Raw genomic sequence first — 12659 nt, 5'->3', positions numbered from 1 at the left:
GTGGCGATGCCGGCATGCGGGGGGCGGTGTGGCGCGGACCGAACAACGCTGCAGTACTTTTTACAGCGGCTGCAGAAACTGCATGGGCAACGTACGCCGCGTGAGCGCGCACCGGGGCGGGCCGGTGCCATCGCCCGGGCGCGATTCCGCCGTGCCGGTGGCGCGGCACTTGCGTGCAGCCACGTCTATAGTGAGGAGAGATGCTGGCCTTGGACCGCATGCGGGGTGGCGTCCAGGCAGCCGGCCGGGGGGACGGCTCATCGATCGGGAGGAAGCTATGAATCTGGCCGGCGTCCTGTCTTCCCTTGTTCTCGCCTCGTCCGTGGCGGTGTCTTCCACACCTGTCGAGCGCCAGTTGCTCGCCATCACGCCAGCGGACTTTTCCCAGCGATTCAACACAGTGGCCCACGACACGGGCTCCGGCCTGACGCTGCCCGCCTTCCACACCAAGGCCGGCTGGCACAAGGCAGCGCCCAGCACGGGCGTGTCGGTGCTGGTACGCGCGAGCCGTTCCGGCTACGCGCTCGACGAGGTCGTGGTGGTCTGCCAGGAGGTGGAACGCTGCTTCCTGACCATCTGTACCGCCGCGCTGGCGATCGACGAATCGATGGATCCCCGGCTGCTGCAGCGCTTCATCGTCGCGCGCATTTCCACGGAACTGGGCGAAGTCGGCCTGGTGATGTCGGGCCTGGCGTACATCGTGGTGACGCCGAAGGAAGACAACTACGTGGCGCTGGTGATCCGGCCGTACGTGCCACAGGACCAGGGTGCATCGCCAAGCCAGGCGGAGAACGGCAAGCCGCTGACGCCGATCGCGGCGCGGGGAGTATCGGGCATGGCGCGGGCGATGTGAACGGGGACGATTGTGCTAGTCCTGCCGCAGCAGCAGCGCGACGGGGAGCGCGGCGAGCACGTGCTGCATCCGTAAGCCGTCCGGCGTGAATACTTGCCCCGTGAGGGCGTCGACCCAGCAGCGGGCCTGACCCGGGCCGGTCTCGATCATGGTGCCGTGCCAGCGAGCCGGCGGCACAAGAGGAACGTCAGCAACCAGCGTCGCGCCCAGGCGAGAGACGACTGTCACTGCCTGCTGCTCTCCCAGCGTGCGCGCGAACGCCAGCACATGGTCCGCCAGCGGACCTTTCGCGGCGAGCGGCTGGTAGTCCCCGTCCCGGAACAGCGCTTCGTGCGTACGGCGTGCCATGAGTACATGGCGCACGATCTGCTGCTTGATGCGCCCGTCACGCCAGTCCGCCAGCCATTCTGGACAGCCCGCGGGGCTTTCCAGTTGCGCCTGCAGCCGAGCGTAGTCGACCGGGCGCCGGTTATCCGGATCGACCAGGCTCAGGTCCCAGTCTTCGCATCCCTGGTAGCGGTCCGGTACACCCGGTGCCGTCAACTGGATCATGACCTGGGCCAGTCCGTTCATGGCACCGGCCGGGGCCACGCGCTGGACGAACTGCCCGATCCGCGCGAGCAGGCCGCCATGCGGCCCATCGACTGCCAGCCTGTGCAGGAAGGCGTCGCAGGCGGCTTCGTAGGCGGCGTTCGGCATGGTCCAGTTGCCATGCAGCTTGGCTTCGCGAATGGCCTTGCGCTGCCATTGGGCGATGCGATCGAGAAACGCTTCCCGTGCGCCATCGCGTTCGAGCGTATCGCTCGACATGGGCCATGCACCGACCAGGGACTGATACAGCATCAGGCGGTCCGCCGCATCCGGCACCTGCGGCAGCGATGCCAGCAGCGCGGCACCTTCGACTTCCCAGGCCCGCACGGCCGCCGCCCATTCCTGCGGCACCTCGCTCAGTACGGCGAGCCGCATGCGCGCATCTTCACCACGCTTGTGGTCGTGCGTGGCGGTGGCGAGCATCGCATGGGGAAAGGATTGCTGCCGCCGGGCCATGGCTGCATGGAAGTCCGCCACGGGCAGTGCCATGGTCGCCGGATGGCTGCCTACCTCGTTGCGCGACAGCAGCGGGCCGTAGCGGTAGAACGCGGTGTCTTCGCCGGCCTTGGCCGCCAGCGCCGGCATCAGTTGCTGCAAACGGCGCCGGATCTGCGCCAGCGCGCTGGCATCGGGCTCGCGCGTGCGCAGGCAGGCCAGGATGAAATCGAGCGCGGCGGCCTGTTCCGGCGCCAGCGTTGCGCGGGCGGTGCTGGCCGCTTCGTCGAGCATGGCCTGCTCGGCACGCAGCGCAGCCGCGTCGCGCCGGGCTGGATCGCCGTTCAGGTAGCTGCGATAGACCGGGATGGCTTCGAGCCAGCCGGTCAGCGCCTGCGCCAGCGCCGCACGCGTCAGGTCCCGCGTGGCGGGATCGGCCGATGCGCACGCGTGCAGCCGCGCGCAGGCGGTTTCAAACTCGATAACCAGATGGTGCCGCAGGATCTGGCGGCGTGCGTCCGCCACGGCGACGGGATAGCTGTCGGGGCGTCTGCCGGCCTGACGCCACAAGGCATTGAGCGCGGCGGCGCCTGCGTCGCTGTGCAGCACGGCGGCAACCTCGTCCATGAAGTCGTAGCCGGTGGTGCCGTCCACCTGCCAGTCCGCAGGCAGTATCTCTCCAGGCGCCAGGATTTTTTCGACCACGAGCCAGGGGCAAGGGGGAGCATGCTGATCCAGGCAATCGCGCAGTTGCCGGCAATAGCCCGCCGGATCCGCAAGACCGTCCACGTGGTCGACACGTACGCCGTCAATGATGCGTTCCCGCAGCAACCGGAACACCAGCGCATGCGTGGCGGCGAAGACGGCCGGATCTTCCTGCCTGATGCCGACCAGGTCGCTGATCTCGAAAAAGCGCCGCCGATTGAGCGCTGCGGCAGCGGTGCGCCACCACGCCAGCCGATAGTGCTGGCGTTCGAGCAAGGCATGCAGGTGTTCCCGGCCGGTCTCGTGCGTGGCATCGAACCACGCGGCATCCATCATGGCGTGCCGGGGCAGGCTCTCCGGCGCAAGCGGGAAGTCGTGTTCGAAATAGCGCAGCGATGCCGCGCCGCTCGCCGCAGTCCACACCACTCGCAGATCGCCGCGCGCGAGCGTTTCCCAGTAGGGATGGCCGAGTATGGGGACCAGCACCTTGCCGTGCAGCGTCGCATCGGGAGGCTGCCAGTCGATATCAAAGTACGTGGCGTGCTGGCTGTCCTGTCCGTGCGCCAGGACGTCACGCCACCAGGCGTTGTGCGTGGCATCGGCAGCCATGTGGTTGGGCACGATGTCGAGGATCAGGCCGAGGCCCGCCTGGTGTGCCCGCTGGGCCAGCGCGTGCAGCGCGGCCTCGCCGCCCAGCGCCTCGCGCACACGCGTGAAGTCGGTCACGTCGTAACCGTGCGTGGAGCCGGGCCGTGCCTCGGTCACCGGCGATAGATACAGGTGGCTCACACCGAGCGTGGCGTAGTAGCCGACGATCCCGGCTGCGTCGCCCAGCGTGAAGCCGGGGTGAAGCTGCAGGCGCGCCGTGGCACGCGGCGGCAGATGCGCGTCACGCGTGGCCGGTTGCACCGGCGTGTCAGCGCGTACCGCTACCGGCACCATGGACGTGCTCGCCATGGCCGGACAGGATGGCGATGCAACTCATTGCCGGCAGCGAACCACCGGCGACGGCATCCGCCTGGCCGCTGGCCGTTTCGTGGAGCACCGTGTAGCCGGGCGCAGGGGGCTGACAAGCCGCGACGTCCTCGCCCAGGTTAACCCAGATCGACAGGCACGTGCCGTCACCCAGGCGCCAGCGTGCGCGCAGCGCCGCTTGTCCAAGCACATCGACGCCCGAGATGCGCGCACGCGGCAGCCGGTCCATGAGCCATTCGCGCCGGATGGCGAGCAGCCTGCGGTAGTAGCGTGTCCAGTCGTTCTCCACCTCCATCGGCGGGCGCGAGGCCTCGAACGTGGCCGGGTCGTTCGGGTCCGGAATCTCTTGCGCCTGCGATTCGTCGCGAAATGCGGCCATGCCCGCGAATTCCTGCCTGCGCCCCTGGCGGACCGCCTCGGCCAGTTCCGGTGGATGGCTGGTGAAGTAGTAGAAGGGCGTCTGCGCGCCGCATTCCTCGCCCATGAACACCAGCGGCACCTGCGGGCAAAGCAGTTGGAGGGCGACAGCGACACGCAGCGCACCAGGGTCAGCCAGGGTCGTCAGCCTGTCGCCGAAGGCCCGGTTGCCGATCTGGTCATGGTTCTGCAGGAAGCTCACAAAGGCCGTGGGCGGCAGGTGGCCACTGGGCTTGCCGCGACGAACCGGCGCGTGCGCAGGATCGCCTTCCGAGCGGTACGGCGACACCTCGCCCTGGTAGGCGAAGCCTTCGCGCAGGACGCGGGCCAGGTGCCTCAGCGGTGTGTTATGGCCCGCATTCTGGCTGGTGTTTGCCGGGCGGTCCGGGGTTGCGCCGTAGTCGCGATAGTAGCCGTCCTGTTCGCCGGTTAGCAGCACATGCAGCGCGTGGTGCGCGTCATCGTTCCATTGCGCATCGAAGCCCGCGGACAGCAGCGAGGCGTCGTTGTGGTCGTTTTCGAGCACCAGGTGGACATGGCGCCCTTGCAAGCCGGGCAACGCCCGCAGGTCCGACGGCAGCGTGGTGAGCCAGCCTTCGTCGTCGATCGCATGGACGGCGTCCAGCCGCAGGCCGTCGAAGCGGAACTCTTCCAGCCAGTAGCGCGCGTTCTCGGCAAAGAAGCGGCGCACTTCGCTGCGGCGGAAGTCGAGGGCCGGGCCCCACGGCGTCTGCCGGTCCTGACGGAAGAATGCGCTCGCATAGTGATGCAGGTAGTTGCCCTCCGGCCCGAAATGGTTGTACACCACGTCGAGCAACACCATCATGCCAAGGCTGTGGGCATGGTCGACCAGTGCGCGCAGGTCGTCGGGCGTGCCATAGCCGGACTCGGGGGCGAACGGCAGCACGCCGTCGTAGCCCCAGTTGCGTGTGCCGGGAAACTCGGCCAGCGGCATCAGCTCCACCGCGGTGAAGCCCAGCGCGGAAAGGCGCTGCAACTGCGCCATGGCGCCCGCAAAGCCGCGGCACAGGCCGACGTGCAGTTCGCAGATGACGGCCTCGTGCCACGGGCGCCCGCGCCAGTCGGGACACTTCCACGGATAGGTCCGGGCCTTGGGCTGGCACGCGACGCTGGGGCCATGCACATCGTTGGGCTGCCACCGCGAAGCCGGGTCGGGAAAGGTAGTGCCATCATCGAGCCGGAACCAGTAGCGCGTACCGTCGGCGCACGGCACCGCGGCGCGGTACCAGCCGTTCTCGCAAGCGGTCATCCGCACCGGGCCCATGCCGGCGATTTCCAGCCTGACCGACTCCCCACGCCGGGCGGCGTCCGGCGCCCACAGCCGAAAGCCGATGCGGCCTTCGGGCAGCCACACCGGTCCGAAGGCATAGCTGTGCGGGTCGTCGTTGGCGGCGGGCACCTGTGGCGCGCTGGCCGAAAAGCTGTCCAGTGGCGCCAGGCGGGGCGTGGCCGACGTTGCTCCGGTGCCGAGGAAAAATGAAGTGAGGTTCAAGATCAGCTCCTGGGCCTGAAAGGTCGATTCCGTCGGGAGAAAAGAGCCGGGAACCGCTGGGGTATAGCGAACTCCATGCCAGGAAGCCGCCACGGCGCTGTCTGGCGCCGGGACCGGCTGCGTGCGGCCCGGCATGGCGGGTTCCAGTACGGGGTTGTAGAAAATGCATACGCCTAGCGGCCTTTGCCCACTGCACGTATCCGGCTGTCCGCCTGGCGCGGCGTGCCGCCGGCGCGGTGCAGCAGGTGGACCGGCACGGGCTCGACCTTCCAGATCCGGTCGCAGTATTCGCGGATGGCACGGTCCGACGAGAAGCGGCCGGAGCGCGCGCATGACAGCACCGACATGCGCTGCCAGCGTCGCGGTTGCACATAGGTCTCGCACACGCGCTGCTGGCATTCGACATAGGCGCCGAAATCGGCCAGCAGCAGGTAGGGGTCATGCCGCAGCTGCGCATCGAACAGGCCGCGGAAGACGCCGGCATCACCATGCGAGAAGAATCCCTGCTGGACGAGGTCGATGACCGCGCGCAGTTCATCGTTGCGGTGGTAGTAGGCGGCCGGATCGTAGCCGGCGGCACGCAGGGCGTAAACCTCGGGCGCGGTCAATCCGAAGGCGAAGAAGTTGTCCGGGCCGATCGCCTCGCACAGCTCGATATTGGCGCCGTCCATGGTGCCGATGGTCAGCGCGCCATTCATTGCGAACTTCATGTTGCCCGTGCCAGATGCCTCCTTGCCGGCCAGCGAGATCTGCTCCGACAGGTCCGCCGCCGGGTAGATGCGTTGCCCGTAGGTGACATTGAAGTTGGGCAGGAACACCACCTTGAGCCGGTCGCGCACCTGCGGGTCGCGGTTGACCACATCGGCCACGCTGGTGATGAAGCGGATCATCAGCTTGGCGTATTCGTAGCCCGGCGCCGCCTTGCCGCCGAACAGGAAGGTACGCGGTGCGAGGTCCAGGTCCGGGTCGGACTTGATGCGGTGGTACAGCGCAATGATGTGCAGCACCGCCAGGTGCTGGCGCTTGTACTCGTGGATGCGCTTGACCATGACATCGAACATCGACGACGGGTCGATGACCACGCCCGTGCAATCGCGCACCAGTTCCGCGAGCGCCACCTTGTTGTCGCGCCGCACGGCCTGCCACTGCTCGCGGAAGCCGGCATCGTCGGCAAACGGCTCCAGGGCACGCAACTGCTCCAGGTCGGTAACCCACTCATCACCGATGGCATCGGTCACCAACCGCGACAGGCGCGGGTTCGACAGTGCCAGCCAGCGCCGCGGCGTGACGCCATTGGTGATGCTCGTGAACTTCTCGGGCCACATCTCGTGGAAGTCCTTGAGCACGTCTTCGCGCATCAGCCGTGAATGCAGCTCCGCCACGCCGTTGATGGCGTGGCTGCCCACGCAGGCCAGGTGCGCCATGCGCACGTGCCGTTCGCCGTGCTCGTTGATCAGCGACAGCCTGGCCAGGCGCGAATCGTCGCCATAGAAGCGGATGCGCGCTTCTTCGAGAAAGCGCGCGTTGATTTCGAAGATGATCTCGAGATGGCGCGGCAGCACGCGGCCGAACAACGGCAGCGGCCATTGTTCCAGCGCCTCGGGCAACAGCGTATGGTTCGTGTACGCGAACGCCTGGCACGTGATGTCCCAGGCCTGGTCCCATGGCAGGTCGTGCTCGTCCACCAGCAGCCGCATCAGCTCGGCAATGCCGACAGCGGGGTGCGTGTCGTTGAGCTGTACCGCGAACTTCTCATGGAAGCGTGAAACCGGCATGCCATCGGCCGCGAGCAGCCGCAGCATGTCCTGCAGCGAACACGCGACGAAGAAATACTGCTGCTCCAGGCGCAATTCCTTCCCCTGCTGGGTCTCGTCGTTCGGGTACAGCACCTTGGTCAGGTTCTCCGACGTGATCTTCTTGCTGACCGCGCCGAGATAGTCGCCGCGGTTGAAGGTCGGGAAATCGAAGGCCTCAGTCGCGTCGGCGCGCCACAGGCGCAGCGTGTTGACGGTATTGACGCGGTAGCCCAGGATCGGCGAGTCGAATGGCACGCCGATCACCGTCTTGGCCGGCACCCAGCGCACGCAATAGTGCCCGCGGCCGTCGGCATAGTGCTCGGTATGGCCGCCCAGGCGCACCTGTACCGCCCATTCCGAACGCTGGATCTCCCACGGGTTGCCGTTGCGCAGCCAGCTATCGGTCTTTTCGACCTGCATGCCGTCGATGATGGCCTGCTGGAAGATGCCGTATTCGTAGCGGATGCCGTAGCCGAGTGCCGGGATCTCCAGCGTCGCCAGCGAATCCATGAAGCATGCCGCGAGCCGGCCAAGGCCGCCGTTGCCGAGCCCCGGTTCGATCTCCTGCGCCAGGATCTGATCGAGATCCAGCCCGAGCGCCTGCATGGCGGCCTGCACCTCGCTGTAGATGCCGAGGTTGATCAGGTTGTTGCCCAGGTGCGGGCCCATCAGGAATTCCGCCGACAGGTAGGCGACCGTGCGCGACGGCTGGTCCAGGTAAGCCTCCGACGTGCTGATCCAGCGCTGCACCAGGCGGTCACGCACGGTATGCGCAAGTGCCTGGTACAGGTCGTTCTGGCTCGCATGCTCGGGTGGCTTGCCCTGGGTGTGGAACAGATGATCCAGAAACGCGCGCCGGATCGTGGCGCTGGAAAGCGCGGTGCGGGTATCGTCGGCATGCTCGGGCCGGTTGGCTTCCGTCATGAACGACCTCCGTAGCGTGATGGTTCAGCGCTGGCGCGGCGGGCCGGGAAGCCGGCCCTGACGCACCGCCTGTGCCCGGGCGCGCAGGGCCGGAGCATCAAAGAGCCGGCGCACGTCCGCGTCAAGCCTGCGCTGCCAGTTGGGGTGGCCCGCCGTGGTCCCCGGCAGGTTGGCTTGCTCGGACACGCCGAGCAGGTCTTCCACCGGCAGCAGGCGCAGCGGCGTGCGCGTGCGGCCCAGCCAGGCCAGCACGCTGTCCAGTGGCGGATGCTCCGGCTCGGGCGCCGTCCCGCTGGCCAGGCCAGCATCGCACAGCGCCTGCCACAGCGCGGTGCGCTCGCGCACACGGGCGGCGTGTACGCCTTGCGGCGTTTCGTCCTGCGCCAGCAGGCCCAATTGCTCGCGCCATGCCAGGTCCCGGCCTTGCCACCAGCCTGCGACCGTTGGCAGGTCGTGCGTCGACGTGGTGGCCACGGCGTGTCGCGGCCACGCTTCGGCGGGCAGGAACGGCGGCGTGTCCGTGGCTGGAAACGCCGGGCCGTCGTTGTCGTCCGGACTCAGTGTTTCGCGTGCAAACCACAGCACGTCGATGCCGAGCACGCCGCGCCCGGCGAGTGCGCTGTCCAGATGCGCGGGCACCGTGCCAAGGTTCTCGCCGATGATGATCGCGTGGTGCCGCCACGATTCCAGCGCCACCAGCCGCAACAACTCCTGCAGCGGGAAGGCGAGATAGGCGCCGTCGCGCGCGGAGGCGCCTGCGGGCACCAGCCACATGCGCGCCAACCCCAGCACGTGGTCGATGCGCAAGCCGCCCGCGTGTGCCAGGTTGGCACGCAGCATCTCGATGAACGCCCCGTAGCCGCGCTGGCGCAGCCTTCGCGGCGAAAACACGGTCACGCCCCAGTCCTGTCCGAACGGGTTGTAGACATCGGGCGGCGCGCCGGCGTGGAAGCCCGGCAGCATGTCCTGCTGGCGCGACCACGCCTGGCTGCCGCCGGGATCGGCGCCGACTGCGAGGTCGCCGATCACGCCAATGGCCATGCCCGCGTCCCGCGCCGCGCGCTGCGCGCGCGCCAGGCCGTCGTCCGCGAGCCATTGCAGGAAGATGTGGTAATCGATCTCCTGCGGATGCGCGACCGTGAACGCGGTCACGGCTGCGTTGGCCGGGGACCGCAGCGTCACGGGCCAGCAACGCCAGTCCGCGGAGCCGTTGGCGTTCATGGAATTGGCTGCCTCGCCAAGTCGGCTCGCCTGGATCGCCTCGTAGCACGCGTGGTCGTGCAGTGCCGTGCCGCCGCGTGCACGGAACGCGGCGCACGCATCCAGCGCCGCTTGCGGCAAGAGCTGCGCACGGTGCTGCCATAGCCAGCGCAACACCGACAGGCGCAGGCGCGAGATGTCCACCCAGTCGATCTCGCTGCGTGCTTCATGTTGCGCGAATGCCGTACCGGCGTTCAGCGCCGCCATCGCGCTATCGACGGCATCCTGGCCGAATACCGCCGCTGGGTCGGCGTAGAGCGGGTTGTGGAACAGCCGGCTGGACGGCGAATAAGGGCTGTAGCGATCCGGCAGCGCGGCAAAGCCCGCATGGAGCGGATTGATTGCCACCGCATCCGCGTGCTCGCGGGCAGCGGCTTCGCAGCACTGCGCGAGCGCGGTCAGGTCGCCCATGCCAGTCGGTGCACCGCGGCGCAGCGCATAGAGTTGCACGGCCAGGCCCCATGCGCGTTCGCCCGCCGTGTGGCGGCCGGCTTCCCGCAGCGCGTCCTCCACGCCGAAGCAGCGGGGCGGAGCCACGGCCAGGACGGTCTCCGCCTCGCCGATGTGCAGGCAGTGGTAGCCACAGACGGCTACGGGCGACAGGCGCAGCGTCCCGTTTCCGGCAGGCTGTGCGGTGCCGTCGAGGTGGCTGCCGTCCTCGAGTTGGATCTGGTACGGCCTGGCTTCGGCGCCATTGGGCCAGGGAATATCAATGGGCTCGCCCAGGTCCGCCGTGATCAGCGGAGGCAGTCCCAGCGCGGCATCCTCGGCATCGAGCCGTGCGCCGGAGGCCCGGCATTGCGCCGGCGTGTCGCAAGCCAGCGCCAGGCCTTGCAGCATGCGCCGCAGCGCGTCGTCCGGGACCTGTTGCGGCCGGCCCCAGGCATCGAGCCAGCGTGGTTGCACGCCGGCGTGTACCGCGAGTGCATGCAATGCGTCTGAATCAGAGGTGGTCTTGGCGCTCATGAGACGGCCTCCTGCGGCGCGGCGCGTGCGGGCTCTGCCGGATGATCGAAGCGTTGTGGCGCGGCCTGCGCGGCCAGCAGCACCAGCGAATGGGCAGGCACGGCCTGCTCCGTGACGGCATTCGACGGCCGCCCGGCTTCCGCCTGTGGCTGGCTGCTGTCCAGTACCAGTTGCCATGGGAGCGCCGGTTCGGGTAGCCGGAACACGACGTCGGTATCGCCCGCGTTGAGCAGCAGCAGGGTCACGTTGACCGGACCCGGGTGTCCGTCTCGCGTCGCGCGGTGGGCCAGCTCGAGGCGTTCCGAGCGCGGCGGCGCTGCCGCGCGGCGCAGCGCCAGCGTGCGGATCTCCGGATCGGCCCACGCCTCCGGGCTGGGTGGCTGCCCCTCGGTATCGAACCACGCAATGTCGCCGATCCCCGGTGCGGGTTCCTGATTGCCGTGGGAAAAACGGTTGGCGCCGAGCGAAGGCAGCCGCAGGCGCAGCGCCAGCAGGCGGCGCACCATCTGCAGCAGCACCTGGCCGCGCGGCGTCTGGGCCTGCTTCCAGTCCAGCCACGACAGCGCGGTGTCCTGGCAGTACGCATTGTTGTTGCCATGCTGGCTGCGGCCCCATTCGTCGCCGGCGGTCAGCATGGGCGTGCCCTGGGCCAGCAGCAGCGTGGCCAGCATTGCTTGCGCGGCACGTGCGCGCAGCGCCAGGATGGCGGGGTCGTCCGTGGGGCCTTCGACACTGCCGTCGGGGCTCCAGTTGGCGCTGTAGTTGTTGTCGGTACCGTCGCGGTTCTCTTCGCCGTTGTCCTCGTTGTGCTTGCCGTTGTAGCTGACCAGGTCCGCCAGCGTGAAGCCGTCATGCGCGGTGATGAAATTGACGCTGGCCCAGGGCCGCCGGTGGCGCCGGTCGAACAGGTCGGCCGAGCCCGACAGCCGCGCCGCGAGTTCGCCGCGCTGTCCGGCGTCGCCGCGCCAGAAGCGGCGCACCGTGTCGCGGAACTTGTCGTTCCACTCGGCAAAGCCCGGCGGATGGTTGCCGAGCTGGTATCCGCCCGGTCCCAGGTCCCATGGTTCGGAGATCAGCTTGACACGGCTCAGCACCGGGTCTTGCAGGATCGCGTCGAAGAACGAGGCGCCAGGGTCGAAACCGTTCTGGTCGCGGCCCAGCGTCGCACCCAGGTCGAAACGGAAGCCGTCGACGTGGAAGCATTGCACCCAGTAGCGCAGCGAATCGAGCACCATCTGCAGCACGCGCGGATGGGGCAGGTTGAGCATGTTGCCGCAGCCGGTGTCGTTGAGGTAGTGGCGTTCGTCGCCGGGCACAAGCTGGTAGTAGCTGGCATTGTCCAGCCCGCGCCACGACACCGTCGGCCCGAGTTCGTTGCCTTCGCAGGTGTGGTTGTAGACCACGTCGAGGATCACTTCGATGCCCGCGGCATGCAGCCGCCGCACGGCGACCTTGAGCTCGTGAAGCTGGTCCGTGGCCAGGTACGACGGTTCCGGCGCGAAGTACGACAGCGTGTTGTAGCCCCAGTAATTGCGCAGGCCGCGTTCCAGCAGGAAGCGGTCCTGCAGGATCGCGTGGATCGGCAGCAGCTCGACGGTGGTGATGCCCATGCGCAGCAGATGGTCGAGAAAGCGCGGATCGCACAGCGCAGCAAACGTGCCGCGCTGGTGCGGCAGCACATCGTCGCGCAGCATCGACACGCCGCGCAGGTGGGCTTCGTAGATGACCGTGTCCTGCCAGGGCACGCCAGGCGGGCGGTCGTCGCCCCAGTGGAAGCTTTCGTCGACGACGACGGCCTTCGGCATGGTCGGCGCGCTGTCACGGCGGTCTGGCGTGAGGTCGGCGCGCGCACTCTGCAGGCGGTAGCCGAACAGCGCATCGGACCAGCGCACGGGCCCGCTGAGTTGGCGTGCGTACGGATCCAGCAGCAACTTGTGCGGGTTGAAGCGGTGCCCGCGCGCGGGGTCGTAGGGCCCGAACGCGCGGAACCCGTACAAGGTGCCGAGCGCGGCATTGGGCAGATAGCCATGCCAGATCTCGTCCGTGCATTCGGGCAGCGGCATGCGCGCGAGTTCCTTGCGCCCGTTTGCCGAGAACAGGCACAGGTCGATGCGCGAGGCATTGGCCGAGAACACGGCGAAGTTCACGCCGAGACCGTCCCATTGCGCACCAAGCGGATAGGGCTTGCCGGGGAGCAGGCGGTCCGGGACCTGGAGCGCCATGA

At 68.3% G+C, this 12659-nt stretch carries 6 protein-coding genes; 1 reads left to right on the top strand and 5 read right to left on the bottom strand.

The window, feature by feature from the left end:
- Window positions 1-277: 277 nt before the first annotated feature.
- The gene (locus tag KHO41_RS18935) at window positions 278-853 is read left to right on the top strand and encodes a malto-oligosyltrehalose synthase (protein ID WP_211954819.1); all 576 of its coding nucleotides are present in this window, start codon (window positions 278-280) and stop codon (window positions 851-853) included.
- Between the two features lie 15 nt (window positions 854-868).
- On the opposite strand, the gene treY is transcribed toward KHO41_RS18935, so the two are convergent.
- The 5 genes from treY to glgX form a co-directional block, all read right to left on the bottom strand.
- The gene (treY, locus tag KHO41_RS18930) at window positions 869-3541 is read right to left on the bottom strand and encodes a malto-oligosyltrehalose synthase (RefSeq protein ID WP_244873898.1); all 2673 of its coding nucleotides are present in this window, start codon (window positions 3539-3541) and stop codon (window positions 869-871) included.
- On the bottom strand, window positions 3501-5489 hold the full coding sequence (treZ, locus tag KHO41_RS18925) for a malto-oligosyltrehalose trehalohydrolase (protein ID WP_244873897.1): 1989 nt from the start codon (window positions 5487-5489) through the stop codon (window positions 3501-3503). The genes treY and treZ overlap by 41 nt, the downstream gene beginning before the upstream one ends.
- A gap of 173 nt (window positions 5490-5662) precedes the next feature.
- Window positions 5663-8209, bottom strand: coding sequence for a glycogen/starch/alpha-glucan phosphorylase (locus KHO41_RS18920; protein ID WP_211954817.1), 2547 nt, complete (start codon window positions 8207-8209; stop codon window positions 5663-5665).
- Window positions 8210-8233: 24 nt separating this feature from the next.
- Window positions 8234-10435 carry a 4-alpha-glucanotransferase gene (gene malQ, locus KHO41_RS18915; RefSeq protein ID WP_211954816.1) on the bottom strand — a complete coding sequence of 734 codons (2202 nt, stop codon included), beginning with the start codon at window positions 10433-10435 and terminating at the stop codon, window positions 8234-8236.
- Window positions 10432-12657 (bottom strand): glycogen debranching protein GlgX, encoded by a 2226-nt coding sequence (glgX, locus tag KHO41_RS18910; RefSeq protein ID WP_211954891.1) that lies wholly within the window; start codon window positions 12655-12657, stop codon window positions 10432-10434. The genes malQ and glgX overlap by 4 nt, the downstream gene beginning before the upstream one ends.
- Between the last annotated feature and the right edge of the window lie 2 nt (window positions 12658-12659).

This window comes from Cupriavidus numazuensis (genome assembly GCF_905397435.1).
Taxonomy (GTDB): Bacteria; Pseudomonadota; Gammaproteobacteria; order Burkholderiales; family Burkholderiaceae; genus Cupriavidus; species Cupriavidus numazuensis.
Note: the sequence above shows the minus strand (reverse complement) of the source record. Positions and strands in the feature narration are given on the sequence as shown.